This is a genomic window from Vibrio sp. V15_P4S5T153, assembly GCF_963874485.1.
In the GTDB taxonomy this organism is placed as follows: domain Bacteria; phylum Pseudomonadota; class Gammaproteobacteria; order Enterobacterales; family Vibrionaceae; genus Vibrio; species Vibrio anguillarum.
This window is the reverse complement of the sequence record NZ_CAWNHR010000011.1, coordinates 254,620-277,258: the sequence shown is the minus strand read 5'-3', so window position 1 is coordinate 277,258 and position 22,639 is coordinate 254,620. Positions and strand designations below refer to the sequence as shown.

The window sequence follows — 22,639 nt, the reverse complement described above, 5'->3', positions numbered from 1 at the left end:
CCTAACAAAAGTCATTGCCTATGTCCCTTTTTGTTACCCCGCTTAACAAGCATGAATGAACAGCGCCGCTATTGCAGGAGTCAAAACTCGTTTGGTTTAAGCTCGAATATCTAACCACTGAGCTTCGATGTAGTTGCAACACTCTTGTTTTGACCTCGGTCCAAGGATGGCTTGCCAACCAGCGGGAATGGCTTTGAATTCTGGCCATAAACTGTATTGATTATGCGAATTGATCAGCACTAAAAATTGATGCTTAGATTCATCAAAAGGGTTGGTGTATTTTTCTGACATATTTCTCTCTACCGATGAAAATTAAAGATAAGGTTCTAAAACATATGACAAGCCATCGATGATCCCGCCGCGCCAACAGAGTCGATCGTGACCGCCGTCAAACAGACGAAATTGAATCCGATGCTGTTGTGAAGCCAACTGTTGGTATAGATCTCGACTTAAATCGATCATGATGTCTTCGCCGCTACCCACTTCGAGGAAAAGCGCAAGACGTGAATTGGCACCTAAACCTTGATGTACCTCTTGGCTCATTTTGCTTAATCGCGAGTCGCTTTTCGGTGGACAATATTCACTGGGGGGTTTAACGATCGAGAAATCGGGCCACCAAAATGAACCCGATTGACAAACCACAGAACCGAATCGCTGCGGCCAGTGTAATGCCGCGTACATTGCCGCTAAGCCTCCTAAACTCTGGCCTACGATCACCGTTTGGTCTGCATCGCGGGTTACTCTGACGCGCTCGTTAATCGAGGGGAGTAACTCCTCCATCACGGCTTGCCAAAAAAGCGGATTACAGCTGAGATCATCACTGCGTTGTTGAGCGCTAATTTCATCAATCAACACATAGAGCGCCGCTGGAAGCTTTCCACTGTGGGTCGCCTGTGAAAGAGCCTCATAAACTGGCATCGATTGAGACCAAAAACGGCCATCCAGCATCAACACCAAGGGTAACGGCTCAGTGGTGGGTCTTTGCGCAGTCGAATAAAGCCAAATCTCGCGCGATGTACCGAGCAAAGTGCTGCGCCAAGTAAAGGTCGAATCAGCACTTTTGAAGCACTGACCTTGCGCTGAATCGAAACCGAGCCACTCTGTTTGCGTAAGCGCTTTAGGCATATGACAAGGTGTTTTCGCGCGCCCCCACTCGCATTTTGACAAATCATTTTGAGCCAGTGGATCAGCGCAACTCAGTGGAAAAATGGAGCGTAGCCATTGCCGATGTTGGTGGCGCATTGCATCGTATGAACCTTGGTAACTCGGCTGCACTAACGCTTCTGGGACAGGAATAAAAGAGTACCCTCCTCGCCAACTCTGTTTGACGCTATCGATATAAAACCACACATCGGTATTATCGATATGAGTAAACTTCGCCATCGAAAAACTGTGATGATCGGTGACACCATTAATATCAACGTAGATCGCTTGATTTGCGGCCACACTCTGCTTCGACCCACGCCATAAAAAAAGCACTTTTGCATATTCGCTTTTTATTTCAATCACATAAGGCATGCCGATCGATTGCACATGTGCCCACCAAGGCTCGTCACCAATAGAGCCGCCCTCTTGAATAAAACGGGCCAACACCCTATTGAGCTCAGCCCTCTCTTGTGAGCTCTCCTGATTAACAACCATTACTAAAACCACCCCATATCAAGCCTAGTATTTTTGAAACATAGAAACTAAGTAGCATAAAACTGCATTGATGATATTGCAAATAATAACAATTATCATTAACATTACAACCAGCAACAGTTGATTCGATAATGGTTGCAGCAACATCATTTTTTCTATTAAGGAACTTTTAGGTCATGAAGCCCATGGATATGAATAACGGTAATGGTAAGGCAGTCAGAAATATCAATAAGACTCAACTCGCCACACTGATTGGCATCCTCTGCGTTAGTACTAGCGCAAATGTTGTCGCGGAACAGCTCGAAAAAAAAGAGCCACAGAAAAAGCAGGATACTGTGGTTGTGGTGGGTGAGAAATTGGGAGGAACACTGGCCGAAAACACCAGTTCGCTCACCCTGTTCACCGATGAAGTGGATGATGGTGAAAGCCGAGATTACTACGATCTGCTCGACCGCGTACCCAACGTACTCAATGCACCTTCGGGCATTCCACACATTCGTGGGGTCGATGGACGTGGCCCTGGCGAAGGTTTTCTGACCTTCATGACAGGCGCAACACCGCGCGTCAATACCACGGTAGACGGCGTGTCTGAATCTTGGTCTGGAGAAGCGTTTGGTAAAGCTGGACTGTGGGATACAGAACAAGTGGAAGTCTATAAAGGGCCGCAATCCACCAACCAAGGCCGCAATAGTATTGCTGGTGCAGTTGTGATCAAAACTAAGGATCCAACGTTCCACCGTGAGGGTAAAGTTCGCGCTGGTTATGAAAATGAAGACAGTAAATATCATCTCGCAGGGGTCGTGTCGGCACCTCTGGTTGAAGATACTTTAGCGTTTCGTCTTGCCGCCGAAGGTACCAAAGGCAATACCCCTATCGATTACTCTCTGCCTAACGGCGATCAGTACCCTTGGGATCCTTCCGAGCTCGAATCCTATAATGTCCGTGGTAAATTATTGTGGAAACCTCAAGGAAATGACAAGCTAACAGCCAAGCTAACGGTTGGTAGCCGTAATGAAGAGGGGCAATACACCAACTTCGTTACCAAGCCGGGCACACTTGAACTGCATAGCAAAAGTGGCACGCGTCGCCAAGAAACCAAAAGCTGGAATATCAACCTAGACGTCAATTATGTGATTAATGATGAACTGACAACGGATATTTTAGTCGCCCATCGTAACTACACCACCAAGTTCAAAGCTTATCCTGATACTAATTGGTATGGTGATGTGGATGAAGATAACTACACCGCAGAAGCAAAGCTTACATATCAATCACTTGATGAAAAGTACAATGCGATTCTAGGCCTAGCCAGCTTCTTCAAAGATCAATACACCGAAACAGATTCATTAAAACGTAAAGATGAAGTTTTAACCAACTCAATCTACTTTGACTCAAGAATTCGTTTGGATAATCGCTGGCAGCTATTATTAGGTGCACGTTATGAAAGAGATGAACTGAAGCGAGATTTCGATCACGCTACCCTACCACTCGATTTTAAAGCCGATGAAGATGACGGCATCCTATTGCCTAAGATTGGTCTATTACTTGATGTCTCAGATCACTCCACCCTCGGTCTTACGGCCCGTAAAGGCTACAATGCCGGTGGATTAGGCTATAACGAGTACAAAGAAGAAGTTTTTGTTTTTGAACAAGAAAAAGTCTGGAGCTACGAGCTAAGTTCTCGTTCAAGTTTCCTGGATGACAAGCTGGATCTGACTGCTAACCTGTTCTACAACGACTACAAAAATTATCAAACTTCGGTCTCTGGTGACAGCGGCAAACGCTTCGACACCTATATTACCAATATACCGAAAGGGAAAACTTACGGTACGGAAGTTGAAGCCTCTTACTGGTTTGATTCTGGGCTCGACCTGTTTGCGTTTGTCGGTCTTCTTAAAACGGACATCAGCGAAGGACCAACCGGTACCTCTACCAATCTCTCAGGCAATGAGTTCAGTTACGCTCCTAAACTGTCTGCAGGTGCGGGCTTTACGCAACACTTAGATTCTGGTCTATTTTTTGGTGCTCGTGTTAACCACGTTTCTGATTACTATACCGATTTAGCCAACACAGAGAGTAAAACGGCTGGCGATTACACTGTGTTGAATCTGAATGCAGGTTATACTCTCAACGATTTGACTATTCGCGCTTACGTGAAAAACGTCACTGATGAAGAGTACGTGATTCGCCAGAAAAGTGATCTCTACGAAGTCGGCGGGCCACGCACCTTTGGCATAGTCGCTGATTACCAGTTCTAGTTAGTCACTCTGACTCACTCTCCTAGACATCAACACTTTGTTTTTGACTGGGGGAGTGATTTTTCACTCAATCTGAGATAAACGTCACCACGCAGGCGACGCATCGAACAAGTTCACTCACTCGATAGGTAAAATAGGCATGCTCATCATTCCAAACTGGCCATCTTTCATCCAATACCACCAGCTTGAAGTGAAGTATCTACCTGAATACAAAAATAAACTTGAAGAGCAAGGGATCTCCCTGCCCTCTTCTTTAAACCAAGCCGTGCTAAAGCGCCATTGTGAATTTTTAGCTGGCAGGATGTGTGCAAAACACTGCCTAACCAAACTGGATCAATCACAGTCGCTAACGTTAGAGATTGGCAAGGGGAACCAAGCGGTTTGGCCGCAAAATATCGTAGGCTCAATATCCCATTGCCATGGCTACGCTATCGCAGCCGCCACTCACCAGACTCAAGCGTGTGCCGCTCTTGGTATCGATATTGAACAACTCATACGAGATGAATGGCTCAGTGATATTCGCCAGCAAGTCATGACACCCGCAGAGCACATTTTTGCTCATCACTTTGCCCAATTAGCGAGCTTTATTACGTTGATTTTTTCCGCGAAGGAATCGATTTATAAAGCCATTTATCCATGGGTTGAACAGGTTCTTGATTTTCACGTGGTAGAACTGATCCACGTTGACAAACACGCCAAACGACTCATTTTTCAGATTCACACTGATCTTCATCCTTTTTTAAATCCATCATATACAATCAGCGTTGGTTACCACTGGCCTGACAGTGAGTATGTACTGACTTGGTGTTATTTAAGTCAAGCCCATTTTTCGACACATAAAAAAATAGCCGGCTGACACTGCTTTATAACGCCCCATATCAACCTAATACTGGCGTAGCAGCGTACAAAATTCCGTCAAAGGTATAAAACCTTATCTTTCCTTGGTTGTTATTCGCTTGGCAAAGCACGATAATCACCAGATCGGAACTTAAGACTTATATAACTATGACCGAATATTTTTTGTTATTAATCGGCACTGTACTGGTCAATAACTTTGTACTGGTAAAGTTTCTAGGGCTATGTCCTTTCATGGGCGTATCAAAAAAACTAGAAACCGCAATAGGGATGGGGTTAGCGACGACTTTCGTGCTAACTCTAGCGTCAGTGTGTGCGTATTTAGTAGAAAGCTATGTTCTTAAACCATTAGGTATTGAGTACTTACGCACCATGAGCTTTATTTTAGTGATCGCCGTGGTGGTGCAATTCACCGAAATGGTGGTACACAAAACCAGCCCAACGTTATATCGCCTGCTCGGGATTTTCCTTCCTCTTATCACCACCAACTGTGCGGTACTTGGGGTTGCGCTTCTCAACATCAACGAAAATCATAACTTCATTCAATCCATTATTTATGGTTTTGGTGCCGCGGTTGGGTTCTCATTGGTATTGATTCTGTTTGCTTCCATGCGCGAACGCATCGGCGTAGCCGACGTACCAACGCCCTTCAAAGGGGCATCAATTGCTATGATAACCGCAGGTCTTATGTCACTCGCCTTCATGGGTTTTACAGGATTGGTGAAGTTGTAATATGAGCACAATACTCATCGCTATTCTTGCACTTGTCGCATTGGCCGCTGTGTTTGGCGCTATCTTAGGTTTTGCCTCTATCCGTTTTAAAGTAGAAGCCGATCCTATCGTCGATCAGATTGATGCGATTTTACCTCAGACACAATGCGGTCAATGTGGCTATCCGGGCTGTCGCCCTTATGCACAAGCCATTGCCAATGGCGATAAAATCAATAAATGCCCGCCCGGCGGCCAAGCAACCATTGAAAAATTGGCTGACTTAATGGGCGTTGAAGCCGAAGAGTCTGCGCATGATCTTGATAATAAGGTCAAAACCGTTGCCTTCATTCATGAAGATATGTGCATCGGTTGTACAAAATGCATTCAAGCTTGTCCCGTAGATGCCATTGTTGGTGGAACTAAGGCTCTGCATACCGTGATCAAGGCAGAATGTACTGGCTGTGATCTGTGTGTTGCTCCCTGCCCAACGGACTGTATTGAAATGATCCCGGTAGAAACTACGACCGATACTTGGAAGTGGCAAATGAACGCGATTCCTGTTGTTGATGTTACCGACTCTGCCTCACGTGCGCAGAAAAGCGTGAATTAAGGATTGGTATGTTGTCATTAATAGAACAAATCAAAGCTGGCACTCTCTGGAACTTCCCGGGAGGCATTCACCCGCCAGAAAATAAACAGCAGTCAAATCAAACGGCACTGACTCATGCCGGTATACCGCAAGAAATTGTATTGCCACTCAAACAGCATATTGGCCGAGCCGGTGATTTACTGGTCAGCGTTGGCGATAAAGTACTCAAAGGCCAACCACTAACACAATACACCTCAACCTTCATGTTGCCTGTACACGCTTCAACCTCTGGCATCATTACCGCCATTGAACCGCGCACCACGGCGCACCCTTCTGGGTTAAGTGAAATGTGTATTGTCATCACGCCAGATCAACAAGATGAGTGGGCAGTGCGCGCACCACTGGCTGATTATCGACAACACTCCCCAGAGCAATTGATTGAAATCATTCGTCAAGCTGGCATCTCTGGGTTGGGCGGCGCCGGTTTTCCTACTGCAAAAAAAATGCAATCAGGCCTCGCTCGCACTGATATTTTGATCATCAACGCCGCCGAATGTGAACCTTACATCACGGCCGATGATGTACTCATGCAGCACCATGCCGCAGAGATCATCGATGGGATCAGTATTGTAGAGCACATTCTTAAGCCCAAATTAACCATCATCGGTATTGAAGATAACAAACCTGAAGCAATTCAAGCGTTAGAAGCCGCCGCAACACATAAAGACATCGTGATCCGCGTGATCCCAACCAAATACCCTTCAGGTGGTGAAAAGCAGTTAATTAAATTGCTGACCAACCAAGAAGTGCCTGCGGGTAAAATTCCAGCCGATATTGGCTTGATGGTACAAAATGTTGGCTCTATCTACGCGATTAAACGCGCCGTCATGGATGGCGAACCCCTGATTAACCGCGTAGTCACCTTAACGGGCAATACGTTTAAACAGCCCCGGAATGTCTGGGTTTTATTAGGCACACCCGTACAATATTTACTCGAACAATTTGGCTATAAGGCAGATAAAAAATTACCGCGTCTTATCATGGGCGGCCCGATGATGGGGTTCACCCTGCCTCATTCGCAAGTTCCGATCACCAAAACCACCAACTGCATTCTGGCACCCACTCGTAAAGAGATTGCCTCTTCACAACATGAAATGGCCTGCATTCGCTGTGGTCAGTGCGCGGAAGCCTGCCCGGCCTCCTTATTGCCTCAGCAACTGTTCTGGCACGCGAAAGCGGAAGAATATGATAAGTGTGAAGAACTGAACCTCAAAGATTGCATTGAGTGCGGGGCTTGTGCTTATGTTTGCCCCAGTGAAATTCCATTGGTGCAATACTATCGTCAAGCCAAGGCCGAGATAAAAACTCGCCAGCAAGAATCAGAAGCCGCTGAACGCGCCAGAGTGCGTTTCGAAGAGAAAAAAGCACGTTTAGAACGCGATAAAGCCGATCGCGAGAATCGTTTCAAAAAAGCAGCCGATGAACGTCGTCAAGAGATGAAACACACAGGCGGCGACGATGCGATTGCAGCGGCCATTGCTCGCGTTCAAGCGCAAAAAGCACAAACAGAAAACAACCCAAGCACCGTAAAACCCGCCGTTGCTGCGGCTATTGCTCGCGCTAAAGCCAAGCAAGCCGAAGCACTGCAAGCAGGTCAAGTCGAGCCAGATAACGCTGAAATGGTTAAATTGCGCGAAGAGCGCAAACGTCAAGCTCGCGAGAAAAAAGCGCAGCAAACCAGTGCTGATGCACCACCAGCAGAAACTGGTGATAATAAAAAAGCAGCAGTCGCTGCCGCTATTGCTCGCGCCAAAGCGCGCAAAGCAGAACAGCAAACGGCGCCGAGTGAACCCCAGCCAACACTTGAACCTGCACCTGCTCAACCTGAGGATGCAAAAAAAGCGGCAGTCGCTGCCGCCATTGCCCGCGCCAAAGCACGCAAGGCAGAGCAGCAAACGGCGCCAAGTGAACCTCAGCCAACGCTTGAACCTGCACCTACTCAACCTGAGGATGCAAAAAAAGCGGCAGTCGCTGCTGCCATTGCCCGCGCCAAAGCACGCAAGGCAGAGCAGCAAACGGCGCCAAGTGAACCTCAGCCAACGCTTGAACCTGCGCCTACTCAATCTGAGGATGCCAAAAAAGCGGCAGTCGCTGCCGCCATTGCCCGCGCGAAAGCACGCAAAGCCGAGCAGCAAACAGCACAAGCGAAAAACAATCATAATTCTGAGGAGAATAATTAGTGGCCTTTTTTATTGCCAGCTCCCCCCATGCACACAGCAAACGCAGCACATCAGAGCTGATGAAGTGGGTCGCCTTGTGCGCCTTACCGGGGCTTATCGCGCAGAGCTACTTCTTTGGTTGGGGTACTCTCATTCAACTAATGCTCGCTATCATCATCGCTTTGGCTTTTGAATCTGCCGTTATGCTACTGCGTAAGCGCTCACCACTGTTGGCAATCAAAGATTACAGCGCCGTGGTCACCGCTTGGCTTCTGGCCATTGCCATTCCTCCGATGTCCCCTTGGTGGGTTATCTTTATTGGCCTTATTTTTGCCATCATTATTGCAAAACACTTATACGGCGGACTAGGACAAAACCCATTCAACCCCGCCATGATTGCTTATGTGGTTTTGCTTATCTCTTTCCCTGTGCAGATGACCAGTTGGATTGCTCCAACGGAATTAGCCCCGGATCCAATCTCGTTTAGTGATGCATTTTCACTTATTTTCAGTGGCTTCAACGTAGAAGGTTTATCACTACAACAAATCCGAACGGGTATCGATGGTGTCACTATGGCCACCCCATTGGACGCCGTAAAAACCGGATTACATAATGGTGAGACTCTGCATGAAGCGATGAGCCAGCCTCAATTTAGTGGGTTAGCTGGGCTTGGCTGGGAATGGGTTAACCTTGCCTATTTAGCTGGCGGCTTATTATTGATCAAACTACGTGTGATCAACTGGCATATCCCGATTGCGGTGCTGTGTGGTTTAGTAATGGCAAGTGCTTTCACTGCACTTATTGAACCGGGAGCAACCGCCTCACCCTTGTTTCATTTGCTCTCGGGCGCGACTATGCTCGGCGCTTTTTTCATCGCAACCGATCCAGTCACCGCTTCCACAACCGTCAAAGGTCGCTTAATTTACGGCGCATTTATTGGCATGATGATTTTCATTATCCGCAGTTGGGGAGGCTTCCCTGACGGGGTAGCCTTCGCTGTATTACTTGCCAACATGTGTGTCCCACTGATTGATTACTACACTAAACCTCGAACCTACGGGCATTAAGGAGCGCTATGTTAACCGCCATTCGCAATAACGGTTTGATTCTCGCTATCTTTGCCTGTGCTTCAACAGGTGTTGTAGCGTTAACCCAATACCTAACAAAAGATCAAATAACCAAGCAAGAGCAGATTCAACTGCAATCGATTTTAAACCAAGTGATCCCGCACAGTTTGCACGACAACGAACTGTACAAATCCTGTACACTGGTGACTGATCCTGCACTTGGTACAGACCAACCTATGCACGCTTATATTGCCACACAAAACGGTGAACCGAGTGGACTGGCTATTGAAGCCATCGCACCTGATGGCTATAACGGCGCGATCAAGGTAATTATTGGCATCAAGCACGATGGCACCATCACAGGGACTCGCGTTCTGTCTCATCAAGAAACACCGGGGTTAGGTGACAAAATAGATTTACGCGTCACTGATTGGATATTGAGCTTTACTGGCAAGCAAGTCACTGAGCAAAATATCGAGACTTGGAAAGTGCGCAAAGATGGGGGACAATTTGATCAGTTTACTGGAGCGACGATTACGCCGCGAGCCGTCGTCAAAGCGGTGAAAAATACCGCTCAGTTTGTGAATCAACATCGAGAAGCACTATTAGCACAACCTTTTGACTGTAAAGGAGCCAGCAATGAGTGATCATAAGACACTGATTAAAAACGGGATGTGGAGCAACAACCCTGCGCTCGTTCAACAACTTGGACTGTGCCCTTTACTAGCGGTTTCTTCCACTGTCACGAATGCGCTAGGTTTAGGCGTTGCGACATTGCTGGTTCTCGTCTGTTCAAATGTCACCATCTCATTAGTACGAGATTATGTCCCCAAAGAAGTTCGTATCCCTGTGTTTGTGATGATCATCGCCGCACTAGTAACTTGCGTACAACTGTTAATGAATGCCTACGCTTACGGCCTGTACCTATCGCTAGGGATCTTCATTCCTCTGATTGTGACCAACTGTATCATCATCGGTCGCGCCGAAGCATTTGCCTCAAAAAATGCAGTATTGCCTTCAGCACAAGATGGATTTTGGATGGGCATGGGAATGACCACTATTCTGGTCATTTTGGGCGCACTGCGTGAAGTAATTGGCAATGGCACACTGTTTGATGGTGCTGATTTATTACTGGGTCATTGGGCAACCATTTTACGCATTGAGGTCTTCCATTTTGACAACAGCTTTTTGCTTGCGCTCTTGCCGCCTGGAGCGTTTATTGGTGTTGGCTTTTTGATTGCAGCTAAAAATATCATCGATAAAAATCTGGCTGCTCGCCAACCTAAAGAACAAAAGCCCGTCATAGAACGAGCACGCGTCACTAACGCTTAGCGAAATCATAAGGAAGTTTTCCAAACGATGAATAATGTCAAACGAGTCGAGATCCTCGAGCGTTTACGGGCCAATAACCCGAAGCCAGAAACCGAGCTTAAATGGAGCACACCGTTTGAGTTACTGATCTCAGTACTGCTTTCCGCTCAAGCGACTGACGTCAGCGTTAATAAAGCCACTGACAAACTTTACCCTATTGCTAATACGCCACAAGCTATCTTTGAGCTTGGCGTTGATGGGCTAAAGCAATACATCAAAACCATTGGTTTATTCAATTCCAAAGCAGAAAACGTCATCAAAACTTGCCGTATCTTATTGGATCAATACGCAGGAGAAGTGCCAGAGAGCCGTGAAGCATTAGAATCGCTGCCCGGCGTTGGCAGAAAAACGGCCAATGTGGTATTGAACACCGCTTTCGGGTGGCCAACCATCGCCGTTGACACGCATATTTTCCGTGTTTCAAATAGAACCAAGTTTGCGGTGGGTAAAAACGTTGATGAAGTGGAACAAAAACTGCTCAAAGTCGTCCCTAAAGAATTCAAAGTTGATGTTCATCACTGGTTGATCTTACATGGTCGCTACACCTGTGTCGCAAGAAAGCCGCGTTGTGGCAGTTGTATCATTGAAGATCTTTGCGAATTCTCTGATAAAACTGACCTATAAAATTTAACCAGATCCCCAAAAGACTCAACTCTGCAAGTAGGCAGTAAGTAAACAAATTCCTTTGAACATAGATAAACTCTGTGATTGGAGTGGGTGAACGTAAGCCAACATCATCGCCACAGTGGTCGGGTGGGGATAGATATTTCATCAGAAAGTTAGGAGCTCAACATGTCAAATAGTCGTATTTTGCACACCATGCTACGCGTAGGCGATTTAGAAAAATCGATCGCGTTTTACACCAAGGTCATGGGTATGCAACTGCTTCGTACTAATGAAAATACAGAATACAAATACACATTGGCATTTCTGGGTTATGGCGATGAATCTCAGGGTGCGGTGATCGAACTGACCTATAACTGGGGCACCACAAGCTATGACCTAGGTAATGCTTTTGGCCACATCGCGATTGGTGTTGAAGATGTGTATACCACCTGTGACACGATTAAAGCGGCTGGAGGTAATGTGACCCGTGAAGCTGGCCCAGTAAAAGGTGGCACCACGCATATCGCTTTTGTGAAAGATCCTGATGGTTACATGATTGAACTTATCCAAAACAAACAAGCATCAGCAGGTTTAGAAGGATAAGCCTCTTTGCAGCATCAGCTAGTTATATAAACTAGATGCGTAAAGTTTCCCGGATAACATCACAAAAAGCAGCCTTTGAAATGGGCTGCTTTTTTACTCTAACGTTATTAGATAATTGTTCGACCCAGTGAAATAACCACACGACGGTTTTTATCTTTGCCGATGGGTGATGCGTTGTCAGCAATCGGCCTGCGTTTACCATAGCCTTGCACTTGAATGCGATCCTCAGGTAACCCCAGTGATTTAAAGTAATCTCTTAATACCTCAGCCCTACGCTCAGAAAGATCCTGACTCACTCCTCGACTATCAACAGAGTCGGTATAGGTAGAAACCAACACCAAATCAATATCTTGGTTATAGCGAATATAGTCAGCAATTTGCGCAAGCCGTTTTTGCGAAGCTTTATTGAGTTGTACATTATCGCGGTCGTAATGCAGAATCGTAAATGAGATATCTTCAAAACTGTACGTCAGCAAATTGCTCACACAATCGCTAAACACGTTGTACTTCTCTTGAAAAAGAACCGACGAGAGAGCGACTTCAATGCGCTGATCTCGGCTTTGCCAATCTTGGTAGCTAAAGGTTGGATAGCGTCCTTTTTCCAATTCACTGAGTAGGCTCCAAGCGGTTTGACCACCGATATAACCATCGAACTGTTTGAAGAATTGCAAATTGGTAATACGGTCTGCACTCTCACCCGGACGCCAACTCGGTGGTAATGACACTAAACTTACGTTGCGAGTTTCGCCCATTGGACGACGCATTTTGAGTTCGAAATCGAGGTTAATCTTCTTATTCGCACGTGAAGAGAATTCAGCGTCACCGTAATTAGGGATAGGATGGACCAAACGACACTCTAAAGGGGTATTCGTCACCATCTGCCACGTAGACTGCTGTGGTGTTGCCACATAACGCTTATCCATCGCCATAGGGGCAAAGGATGTCAGTATGCTGGTCATCACAATAGTGGCAGTAACCCATTTATTCATAACGATTTTATTCTCCGAGCGATACTACAACGATGGCGGAAAATTGCCGCTTCGCTTTCTATTGACTAAGTTAATGCAAAAATCTAGCCACATCACCACACTATCCAACGCATAGTGAAACCTGCATTTATTAACGTGTTTGGTTTTTATCGTAGAAAGAATCTGTAATAATGCCAGCCCTGTCACACAACCAAGAGCTAGCATGACTGAAGTAAATGAAGCATTGACACTGAAAAAGCGTTTCCGCGGTTATTTTCCCGTCGTCATCGACGTCGAAACAGCCGGTTTCAATGCAAAGACCGATGCACTATTAGAAATCTGCGCGATTACGTTGCGTATGGATGAACAAGGTGATCTGCACCCAGCATCGACGATTCACTTTCATGTTGAGCCTTTTGAAGGTGCCAACCTTGAAAAAGAGGCGCTTGAGTTTAATGGCATTCGTGACCCATTTAGCCCATTACGCGGTGCTGTCAGCGAAGCCGAAGCACTCAGAGAAATTTATAAGCTAGTCCGAAAAGAGCAACGCGACAATGACTGTAGCCGCGCGATCATGGTGGCGCACAATGCTACCTTTGACTTGAATTTCGTGATGGCAGCCAGTGAACGCTGCAAGCTAAAACGAGTCCCTTTCCACCCTTTTGCGACTTTTGATACCGCTGCGCTAAGTGGTTTAGCCTATGGGCAAACCGTTTTGGCCAAAGCGTGCAAATCCGCTGGGATGGAATTTGACAATAGAGAAGCGCATTCAGCGCTATACGATACGCAAAAAACAGCCGAACTTTTTTGCGGTATCGTCAACAAATGGAAGGCCCTTGGCGGATGGCCACTTGTTGAACCTTCAGAAAACAATAACAAGTAAACACAACTAACCGAGAAATATATGAATCCTGTAGTAATTTCTGTATGCATCATGCTGCTTCTTGCGCTGATGCGGGTCAATGTCGTCGTCGCACTGACATTTAGTGCGATCGTCGGTGGTTTAGTTGCAGGGATGAGTTTAAATGACGCTGTTTCTGCATTTGAAAGTGGCTTAGGTGGTGGTGCAACCATCGCACTAAGTTATGCGATGCTAGGCACCTTTGCCGTCGCGATTTCTAAATCTGGTATTACTGACTTACTGGCGCAAAACGTGATTAAGCGTATCCATGGCAAAGAGCATGGTGCGGCCACCACAGGTTTGAAGTATGCGGTTCTGGTCGCGCTGGTTCTAGTTACCATGTCATCGCAAAATATCATTCCTGTCCATATCGCCTTTATTCCGATTTTAATTCCACCGCTATTGGGCGTCTTTGCCAAGCTGAAGCTTGACCGCAGGCTGATTGCTTGCGTGCTCACTTTTGGCCTTATCACGCCCTATATGGTCTTGCCTGTCGGCTTTGGTGGAATTTTCCTCAATAACATCTTACTCAAGAATTTACGCGATAATGGCCTTGAAAACGTGACGGCAAGCCAAGTGCCGATAGCCATGCTGCTACCCGCCGCTGGGATGATTTTTGGCTTACTGGTCGCCATTTTCTTTACCTATCGTAAACCTCGCCAGTATCAAGAGACGGAACATACTGTCATTAATACCGAACCAAAAGCGATCAACAAAAAGCATATTTTGATTGCCGCGCTCGGTATTATCACGGCACTTGCCGTGCAACTGTCCACAGGTTCGATGATCATCGGCGCACTGGCTGGTTTTATGGTCTTCACTTTTGGTGGTGTGATTGCATGGAAAGAGACGCACGATGTATTCACCAAAGGTGTACATATGATGGCAATGATTGGCTTTATTATGATTTCAGCGGCCGGATTTGCCGCCGTGATGAAAGCCACCGGTGGAGTTGAGTCGCTCGTCGAAGCCTTATCAGTAAGCATTGGCGACAACAAAGCGTTATCTGCTTTATTAATGCTGATCGTCGGTTTGTTGGTCACTATGGGCATTGGTTCATCCTTCTCAACGATTCCAATCATCGCAACCATTTACGTGCCCCTTGCCCTCGCCTTTGGCTTTTCGCCTATGGCGACCATTGCGCTAGTGGGTACCGCTGCTGCGTTAGGCGATGCTGGCTCTCCAGCGTCAGATTCCACCTTGGGGCCAACGTCAGGCCTAAATGCGGATGGCCAACACGAACATATTTGGGAAACGGTGGTCCCAACCTTCATCCATTATAATATTCCACTGATTGTGTTTGGCTGGATTGCGGCAATGATCCTTTAGTCAAACCCTGTTAACGAGCACAAAAAAGGCTTCCTCGATGGAAGCCTTTTTCTTTGCAGCCTATTTGGGGAGATGCGCTCGATTACGCGCCTTCGTTATGAATCTCTAGGTTGGCGAGATCTTGCTGGATTTCTCGAACCGTTTTTGCATCGTCGCTGCGCATCGATTCAAGAAAATCAAGATACTGCTGATCAATATCGCCCGTGACGTATTCTCCGTTAAATACCGACGCTTCAAATTTTGCAATATCGCGGTTACCCATGCCGACGGCATCCACTAAATCTTCCAGATTTTGGAAAATCAGAGCATCGGCACCAATTCGCTGCGCAATTTCATCGGCATCTCGACCATGAGCAATCAACTCGTTAGCACTTGGCATATCAATGCCATAGACGTTAGGGAAACGGATCTCAGGCGCGGCTGACACCATGTACACCTTGTTTGCACCAGAATCACGAGCCATCTCAATAATTTGCTCTGACGTAGTTCCACGCACTATCGAGTCATCCACTAGCAACACGTTTTTGCCCTTAAATTCAGAACGAATCGCATTGAGTTTACGGCGCACCGATTTTTTACGCTGTTGCTGGCCCGGCATAATAAATGTGCGGCCAACGTAGCGGTTTTTGACAAAACCTTGGCGATATGGAATATCAATCGCTTGTGCAATTTGCAATGCGATATCGCACGAAGTCTCAGGAATGGGGATCACGACATCAATATCTAAGTCAGCAAATTCGTTCTTGATGCGCTCACCCAACTTTTTACCCATTTCTACGCGCGCGCTGTAAACCGAAATTTTGTCGATAAACGAATCTGGGCGGGCGAAGTAGACAAATTCAAAAATGCATGGGTTAAGTGTTGGATTATCGGCACATTGTTTAGTAAATAGCTGGCCATCAAAGGTCGCATACACCGCTTCTCCGGGGGCAAGGTCACGCACAAAATCAAAGCCGACAGCATCTAGCGCCACCGACTCCGAAGCGGCCATGTATTCGGTACGACCATCGACTTCACGTTTACCTAAGCAGATAGGACGAATACCATGCGGGTCACGAAACGCGATCATCCCATGCCCAATGATCATCGCGACAACAGCATAAGCACCGCGAATGGTGCGATGTACATTGGCGACAGCACGAAACACATCTTCTGCGGTTACATTGCCTCTGACTGTATCAATTTCATGCGCCAAGACGTTAAGCAGCACTTCGGAATCTGAAGTGGTATTGATATGGCGACGATCTTTTTCAAACAACTTCTGGCGTACTTCGTTGGCATTGGTGAGGTTGCCGTTATGAGCAAGCGTGATACCGAACGGGGAGTTAACGTAGAAAGGTTGAGCTTCTGAGGCACTCGAACTACCCGCAGTAGGATAACGCACATGCCCAATACCCACCGTTCCTTGAAGACGCTGCATGTGTTTTGCTTCAAAGACATCTTTCACTAAACCGTTCGCCTTACGCAGACGGAAACGATTGCTTTCTATGGTACAAATACCAGCGGCATCTTGGCCACGATGCTGCAATACCGTTAACGCGTCATAAATTGACTGGTTTACCAGCGTTGTACCCACGATTCCAACAATACCACACATGTCCTGATCCTCGATTTGCGACAGTAACTGGCGCTAAATCGCGCCAGAGAGAAAACTTGATGTTGCTTGTAAGTGCTCAAAGAACGGCGCAATGATACGGCTAAATTCCGGTACCAATTGCGAGCTCTTCCACCACTCTGAATTTGGAAATGCGGTAAACGCATCCATAAAAAACAAGGCAGCTGAAACAATCAGCACACCACGCAATGCTCCAAAAACAATGCCCAGTACCCGATCAGTTCCTGATAGGCCCGTTTTTTGTACCAATTGAGCAATCACATAGTTAATGATCGCTCCGACAATGAGTGTTGCAACAAACAGTGCTGCGATGGCCGCGCCATTACGAAACATGTCATCTTTGATATTTGAAAAATACACCGCAAGTTTTGCGTAGTATTGGCTGGCAATAAAAAATGCACCGAACCATATCACTAATGACAACGCTTCTTTAGCAAAGCCACGGACTAAACTGATCAATGCCGATAGGCCGATCACACTTAAAATGACAATATCTAACCAATTCATGAGTTCTACATCTTAAGTTGGCGCGCATTTTAACAGAAAAAAACGCGACGCAAACGTTTTCTTATGGGTTTAGTGGTTTAAATTTGAGCAATTGACCTTTTGCACCGGTAATTTTTTCCAGTTCTAAGAGTTGACGCTCAAGCTTGGTTTTGGAAACATCTGGACCAATAATGATCCGAGTGAAGCCATTTTCTTGCTTAGTATGAGCTTGATAACCCCGTTTTTGCAGATCTTTAACCACGGTTTTTGCGTTTTCGGCATTCTTTAATGCCATCAACTGAATGAGCCAAGCACTATCTTGGTAATCATTTCTTTCCGCCGTTTCTTTCACTTTCACAGTGAGTGGCTTGCTCTGCGTTGCTGCGTCGCTCTGGTTAGTTTGTGCGATCACTTCCACAGGCGAATCGGGCAACGCGACTTGATCTTCAACGGGGTCGAGAATTTCAAACTTCTCTACGTCGCTGTCTAATTCGGGTTTAATTGGGATGCTGGCGATATCTTCTTTGTAGTGGGTCTTTTTGCCATCCAATACATCAGGTAACACTATCACCCCTATCGCCACCAATATAATTGTTCCTACCAAGCGGCTCTGAAACTTACTTGCCATTTATACTCCTTTGTTCTGCCAGTGCTCTAATACTTCACCCACAGTATGAAACGACCCAACCACGATAATGACATCATTGCTATCGGCTTGTGTCATCGCGGCTTCAAAAGCGCTGACTGGGCTAGCAAACGGTTTAACGCCAGGCTCAAGGTACTGACACAGTTCATTCGCTTGCGCGGCTCTAGGGCCACTTAATGAAGCAGGATACCAAACGTTAGCGATTGATTTCAGTTGATGAAGCGTGGCCTTCACATCTTTATCACGCAGCATGCCAATCACCACATGGACCTTTTTGTGTGCGTAACGCTGTTTGAGCTGCGCCACCAAATATTCGGCCGAATGGGGATTATGTGCAACATCAAGAATGATTTCTGGGCTATCACTGATTTTTTGCATCCGCCCAGCAAGTGTTGCGTTGCTAAGCCCATTGACGATATTGACATCACTCACAGCCAAACCGGAGCAGCCGAGTGCCATTAATGCCGTAGCCGCATTAGGCAAGGGCAAGCGAGGGAGCGGTAAATCAGATAACTCAAATGGACCACTTCGCCAATTCCACGTTGTTTCAGAGGCAAGTTCATAGGAAAACTGAATACCGACTTGGTACATCTCCGCACCAATATCATCAGCATGCGCTGCAACCGTTGGTGGTGGCTTAGGCTGGCCGCAAATAGCGGGTTTACCTGCGCGATAAATCCCCGCTTTTTCATAGCCAATAACATTGATGTCATCGCCGAGCCAATCCACGTGATCAATCGCCAAGCTGGTGATCACAGAAACATCGTGATCCACGATATTGGTCGCATCAAGTCGGCCACCTAGCCCAACTTCCAATAAAATGACATCCACCGCTTGCGTTTGAAATAAACGCAGCGCCGCCAATGTACCGAACTCAAATAGGCTTAAACTGATGTCACCCCGTTGCGCTTCAACAAAAGCGAAGGCTTGCGTATGCTGTTCATCGCTGAGCTCAAGCGCATTAATACGCACGCGTTCGTTATAACGGATAAGATGAGGTGAGCTATAAACGCCCACGCGATAACCTGCATCCAATAAAATGGCTTCCATTAATGCACAGGTCGAGCCTTTGCCATTCGTTCCAGCCACGGTAATTACGGTAGGTGCAGGTTTAATAAGATTCGCTTTTTGAGCCACAGCTTGAACACGATCCAAGCCAAGGTCGATAGCGGAGGTATGAATATTCGCTAAATAATCAAGCCACATCGCAAGAGAGGATGTGGCTTGTGGGATAAGGTTTTGAGTCATCTAACGTTTATAACCATTAAGCAGTTAGTGTGTTAGTGCCTACTTTACCCTTTTTCGTGCGCTTCTGGTACAGCGTAATCAGGTTCAATCGGTGAATCATCAACAGAAACGACCAACGGTGAGCTGTGATTGGTCAATTTAGCGATCAATCCCCCCACGCGTTGACGCATTTCACGGCGATCGACAATCATATCAATCGCACCATGCTCAATCAGGAATTCGCTGCGTTGGAAACCTTCAGGTAAGTCTTCACGTACCGTTTGTTCGATAACTCGACGACCTGCAAAACCAATCAGTGCTTTAGGTTCACCAATATTGATGTCACCAAGCATCGCTAAACTTGCCGATACGCCACCCATTGTAGGGTCAGTCATGACCGAGATATAAGGTAAGCCTTTGCTTGATAAACGTTCAAGCGCCGCACTGGTTTTTGCCATCTGCATCAATGACATTAACGCTTCTTGCATACGCGCGCCGCCACTGGCAGAAAAGCAGACCAAACCACAGTTGTTTTCTATAGCGGCATCAACAGCTCGTACGAAACGCGCACCAACTACAGACCCCATTGAACCACCCATAAAAGAAAATTCAAAAGCACAAGCAACCAAAGGCATACCCAATAGTTCGCCTTGCATCACCACAAGAGCGTCTTTCTCGCCACTGCTTTTTTGAGCAGCTGAAAGGCGTTCTTTATAACGTTTTGAGTCTTTAAATTTGAGTTTATCTTGCGGCTCTAACTCGTCACCAATCTCGACACGATTCTGTTCATCAAGAAAAGTCTCTAAGCGGCGACGTGCTTTCATGCGCATGTGATGATCACATTTAGGGCACACTTCCAAGTTACGCTCAAGCTCAGCGTGATATAACACTTGCTCACAAGAAGTACATTTAGTCCAAACCCCTTCAGGGATGGATGCTTTACGCGAAGTTACGATATTGCTTTTTTCTAAAATCTTTTCAAGCCAACTCATGGAAGACCTTTACTCTTAACTCTCTCACGTGATTGCGAAAGATACAAATTTGGGATTTATGCGTGAGGATTAAAACATATAAAATGCTTAGTGTAGACAAAAAACTGGTTGTACCTATTTTCTGGCTGTCATTCCCACACACGTCACGACTCTGTTTTGGACACTTTACGCGTTATTAGTTCAAATTATCAGCTAAAAATAGCGGCCCAAGCGACTCTTTTGGTAAAGAAAATTCTTCTGGATAATCAACAGCAACTAAATATAATCCTTCCGCTTTGGCTGTTGCACCCGCCAGTTTTCTATCTTTGGCTTCAAGCAGCCATTTTATCCATTCGGGAGGCTGCTCACCACGGCCGACAACGATGAGGCTACCGGTAATATTTCGCACCATATGATGGACAAAAGCATTTGCTTTAATGTCGATGACGACATAGTTGCCATGCCGAGTCACATTCAAATGCATGACGTTTCGCCAAGGACTATTCGATTGACAATGCACAGCGCGAAAAGAGGTGAAATCATTTTCGCCCAATAAAAGCTGCCCTGCTTGCTGCATTTTCTCAACGTCTAAATCGCCATGATAATGACTGACACCTGAAGATAATATGCCAGGGCGATAAGCATGATTATAAATGATGTAGCGATAACGGCGTGCTGTAGCCGAAAAGCGAGCGTGAAAATCGCTTGAAACCTCAGTTGCCCAACGAACAGCGATATCTTTTGGTAAATGAGCATTGACACCCATTGTCCAAGCGACCATTTTTCGGCAAGCCGTAGTATCAAAATGTATCACCTGCCCTGTGCCGTGAACCCCTGCATCGGTGCGCCCCGCACACAATACTTCAACCGGATGGTTCGCCACAACTGTGAGTGCTTTTTCTAATTCTTCTTGGACACTTTTAACGTCACGTTGTCGCTGCCAACCATAGTATTGAGAACCATTGTACTCAATACCTAAAGCGATTCTCATCATCTGATTCTCTTTGAAAATGGGTCGGGCAGTATAATCGCAATCAAAAAAAAATTCTAATCGACAAGCCATCTACCCCGACAACTTTCAATGTGAAGTTCAGGTCATCTGCAAGTCAGAAAAGGCTATTCAATAACAACGAGGCCGTATATTCACGGCCTCGTTTGTTTTTAAGCTCGGCGATTAATGCTGTCAATCAAGGATTTCGCTTCTCGTCGAATATCATCACTACCATCAACAATGGCTTCCTCTAACAGTTTTATCGCCCCTTTATCATCGTTCATCTCGATGTAAATTTTGGCGAGGTCAAGCTTACCCGCCGCCTCAGAGTTATTGTCTACATCGATATCACCAATGTCACCAATCACATCCGGAAATTCACTTAAACCAACATCTAACTTGAGTTCTTCATCTTCAGGGCTAATCCCCTCTTCACCCTCAACTTGAGCCATTAGCTCATCGATGGTCATGTACTGGCTCTTTTGGGCTTCAAAATCATCGAGTTCATCTTGAATTCCCCAGTTTTCATCAAGAATTTGAGGCTCGTCGGTTTGAATCTCATCATTCCAAACGGCAAGCTCTTCTTCAGGCACGTCATCTGGGATGGAAGCTTGTTGATCTGGCGTTAAATTAAAACCGTTCCAATCTTCGCCACCAACCTCTAACATTGCATCAATATCCATACCCGCACTATCAATAGTGCGGGCATCGAGTGGGCGGTCAAACGTGAACGGCGCAGGGGATATGCTTTCCTTATCTAGCCAATCTTTTAAGGCTTTCTCATCAAACTCCTGCTTTGAAATACTCTGCAACTCGTTTGCGTCATCGTCTACTGAAAGCGGCTGTTGATCTGTTTCTAGTGCTGGTTCATTAATTGAAGCAAGTGCATCTTCTTCACTGAATTCAGGCAAGGCGTGCTCATCAATCGCTTCAAAACTTTCTTGAGCAACAGGCTCTGACGCCGTTTCTTGAGGCTCGGCTATCGCATCCGCTAGCGCGTCTTCTTCTGTGTACTCTGGCAGCTCAAGATCCGTAAGGTCGCTCTCGTCTTCCTTTTCTTCTAGAGAAGGCTCGTTAATTGAAGCAAGTGCATCTTCTTCACTGAATTCAGGCAAGGCTTGCTCATCAATCGCTTCAAAATTTTCTTGAGCAACAGGCTCTGGCGTCGCCTCTTGAGGCTCGGCTATCGCATCCGCCAGCGCGTCTTCTTCTGTGTACTCTGGCAGCTCAAGATCCGTAAGGTCGCTCTCGTCTTCCTTTTCTTCTTCTAGAGGAGGCTCGTTGATTGAAGCAAGTGCATCTTCTTCACTAAATTCAGGTAAGGCTTGCTCGTCAATCGCTTCAAAACTTTCTTGAGCAACAGGCTCTGACGCCGCTTTTTGAGGCTCAGCTATCGCATCCGCCAGCGCGTCTTCTTCTGTGTACTCTGGAAGCTCAAGATCCGTAAGGTCGCTCTCGTCTTCCTTTTCTTCTTCTAGAGGAGGCTCGTTAATTGAAGCAAGTGCATCTTCTTCACTGAATTCAGGTAAGGATTGCTCGTCAATCGCTTCAAAACTTTCTTGAGCAAGAGGCTCTGACGCCGCTT

22 protein-coding genes are annotated in these 22,639 nt (G+C 46.3%); 12 read left to right on the top strand and 10 right to left on the bottom strand.

Annotated elements, in window-relative coordinates; translation table 11 throughout:
- Window positions 1–96: 96 nt before the first annotated feature.
- On the bottom strand, window positions 97–291 hold the full coding sequence (locus AACT42_RS03140) for an MbtH family protein (RefSeq protein ID WP_013857274.1): 195 nt from the start codon (window positions 289–291) through the stop codon (window positions 97–99).
- A 21-nt stretch (window positions 292–312) separates the two neighbouring features.
- Window positions 313–1,653, bottom strand: coding sequence for a vanchrobactin esterase VabH (gene vabH, locus AACT42_RS03135; RefSeq protein WP_094131594.1), 1,341 nt, complete (start codon window positions 1,651–1,653; stop codon window positions 313–315).
- Window positions 1,654–1,817: 164 nt separating this feature from the next.
- Here vabH and fvtA point away from each other — a divergent pair, with 164 nt between their 5' ends.
- From fvtA to gloA, 10 genes are all read left to right on the top strand, one after another.
- Window positions 1,818–3,899, top strand: coding sequence for a TonB-dependent siderophore vanchrobactin receptor FvtA (gene fvtA / locus AACT42_RS03130; protein ID WP_094131595.1), 2,082 nt, complete (start codon window positions 1,818–1,820; stop codon window positions 3,897–3,899).
- A 139-nt stretch (window positions 3,900–4,038) separates the two neighbouring features.
- Window positions 4,039–4,755: a 4'-phosphopantetheinyl transferase family protein gene (locus AACT42_RS03125; RefSeq protein WP_094131596.1), complete on the top strand. Its 717-nt coding sequence runs from the start codon at window positions 4,039–4,041 to the stop codon at window positions 4,753–4,755.
- Window positions 4,756–4,904: 149 nt separating this feature from the next.
- A complete protein-coding gene (gene rsxA, locus AACT42_RS03120) occupies window positions 4,905–5,486 on the top strand; it encodes an electron transport complex subunit RsxA (protein WP_010318463.1) in 582 nt (193 codons plus the stop codon).
- A gap of 1 nt (window position 5,487) precedes the next feature.
- Window positions 5,488–6,075: an electron transport complex subunit RsxB gene (gene rsxB / locus AACT42_RS03115; RefSeq protein ID WP_094131597.1), complete on the top strand. Its 588-nt coding sequence runs from the start codon at window positions 5,488–5,490 to the stop codon at window positions 6,073–6,075.
- An 8-nt stretch (window positions 6,076–6,083) separates the two neighbouring features.
- Window positions 6,084–8,294: an electron transport complex subunit RsxC gene (gene rsxC, locus AACT42_RS03110; protein ID WP_094131598.1), complete on the top strand. Its 2,211-nt coding sequence runs from the start codon at window positions 6,084–6,086 to the stop codon at window positions 8,292–8,294.
- On the top strand, window positions 8,294–9,340 hold the full coding sequence (gene rsxD / locus AACT42_RS03105; RefSeq protein WP_013857282.1) for an electron transport complex subunit RsxD: 1,047 nt from the start codon (window positions 8,294–8,296) through the stop codon (window positions 9,338–9,340). Before rsxC ends, rsxD begins: the two co-directional genes overlap by 1 nt.
- Window positions 9,341–9,348: 8 nt before the next feature.
- The gene (rsxG, locus tag AACT42_RS03100) at window positions 9,349–9,987 is read left to right on the top strand and encodes an electron transport complex subunit RsxG (RefSeq protein ID WP_013857283.1); all 639 of its coding nucleotides are present in this window, start codon (window positions 9,349–9,351) and stop codon (window positions 9,985–9,987) included.
- Window positions 9,980–10,672, top strand: coding sequence for an electron transport complex subunit E (locus tag AACT42_RS03095; protein ID WP_010318468.1), 693 nt, complete (start codon window positions 9,980–9,982; stop codon window positions 10,670–10,672). Before rsxG ends, AACT42_RS03095 begins: the two co-directional genes overlap by 8 nt.
- Before the next feature lie 27 nt (window positions 10,673–10,699).
- On the top strand, window positions 10,700–11,335 hold the full coding sequence (nth, locus tag AACT42_RS03090) for an endonuclease III (RefSeq protein ID WP_010318469.1): 636 nt from the start codon (window positions 10,700–10,702) through the stop codon (window positions 11,333–11,335).
- Between the two features lie 168 nt (window positions 11,336–11,503).
- Window positions 11,504–11,920 carry a lactoylglutathione lyase gene (gene gloA, locus AACT42_RS03085; protein ID WP_017048032.1) on the top strand — a complete coding sequence of 139 codons (417 nt, stop codon included), beginning with the start codon at window positions 11,504–11,506 and terminating at the stop codon, window positions 11,918–11,920.
- A gap of 107 nt (window positions 11,921–12,027) precedes the next feature.
- Here the strand turns inward: gloA and motY are convergent, their stop codons facing one another.
- Window positions 12,028–12,909, bottom strand: a complete 882-nt coding sequence (motY, locus tag AACT42_RS03080; protein WP_013857286.1) for a flagellar protein MotY — start codon at window positions 12,907–12,909, stop codon at window positions 12,028–12,030.
- 202 nt (window positions 12,910–13,111) lie between these two features.
- Between motY and rnt the strand changes: the two genes are divergently transcribed.
- Together rnt and AACT42_RS03070 are read left to right on the top strand one after the other, a co-directional pair.
- Window positions 13,112–13,771, top strand: coding sequence for a ribonuclease T (gene rnt, locus AACT42_RS03075; RefSeq protein ID WP_010318472.1), 660 nt, complete (start codon window positions 13,112–13,114; stop codon window positions 13,769–13,771).
- 21 nt (window positions 13,772–13,792) lie between these two features.
- Entirely contained in the window at window positions 13,793–15,118 is a 1,326-nt protein-coding gene (locus AACT42_RS03070) for a Na+/H+ antiporter family protein (RefSeq protein WP_010318473.1), read from the top strand.
- 82 nt (window positions 15,119–15,200) lie between these two features.
- Here the strand turns inward: AACT42_RS03070 and purF are convergent, their stop codons facing one another.
- The 7 genes from purF to AACT42_RS03035 all read right to left on the bottom strand — a co-directional run.
- Complete coding sequence (purF, locus tag AACT42_RS03065) at window positions 15,201–16,715, bottom strand: amidophosphoribosyltransferase (protein ID WP_013857289.1); 1,515 nt, start codon at window positions 16,713–16,715, stop codon at window positions 15,201–15,203.
- A 33-nt stretch (window positions 16,716–16,748) separates the two neighbouring features.
- Window positions 16,749–17,240 carry a CvpA family protein gene (locus AACT42_RS03060; RefSeq protein ID WP_013857290.1) on the bottom strand — a complete coding sequence of 164 codons (492 nt, stop codon included), beginning with the start codon at window positions 17,238–17,240 and terminating at the stop codon, window positions 16,749–16,751.
- A 61-nt stretch (window positions 17,241–17,301) separates the two neighbouring features.
- A complete protein-coding gene (locus tag AACT42_RS03055; RefSeq protein WP_013857291.1) occupies window positions 17,302–17,847 on the bottom strand; it encodes an SPOR domain-containing protein in 546 nt (181 codons plus the stop codon).
- The gene (folC, locus tag AACT42_RS03050) at window positions 17,848–19,113 is read right to left on the bottom strand and encodes a bifunctional tetrahydrofolate synthase/dihydrofolate synthase (RefSeq protein ID WP_094131599.1); all 1,266 of its coding nucleotides are present in this window, start codon (window positions 19,111–19,113) and stop codon (window positions 17,848–17,850) included.
- Window positions 19,114–19,157: 44 nt separating this feature from the next.
- Entirely contained in the window at window positions 19,158–20,084 is a 927-nt protein-coding gene (gene accD / locus AACT42_RS03045) for an acetyl-CoA carboxylase, carboxyltransferase subunit beta (RefSeq protein ID WP_013857293.1), read from the bottom strand.
- Between the two features lie 175 nt (window positions 20,085–20,259).
- Window positions 20,260–21,054: a tRNA pseudouridine(38-40) synthase TruA gene (gene truA / locus AACT42_RS03040; RefSeq protein WP_026027499.1), complete on the bottom strand. Its 795-nt coding sequence runs from the start codon at window positions 21,052–21,054 to the stop codon at window positions 20,260–20,262.
- Between the two features lie 170 nt (window positions 21,055–21,224).
- Window positions 21,225–22,639, bottom strand: a 1,415-nt coding sequence (locus AACT42_RS03035) for a FimV/HubP family polar landmark protein (RefSeq protein WP_303396310.1), incomplete at its 5' end; no start/stop codon positions are given.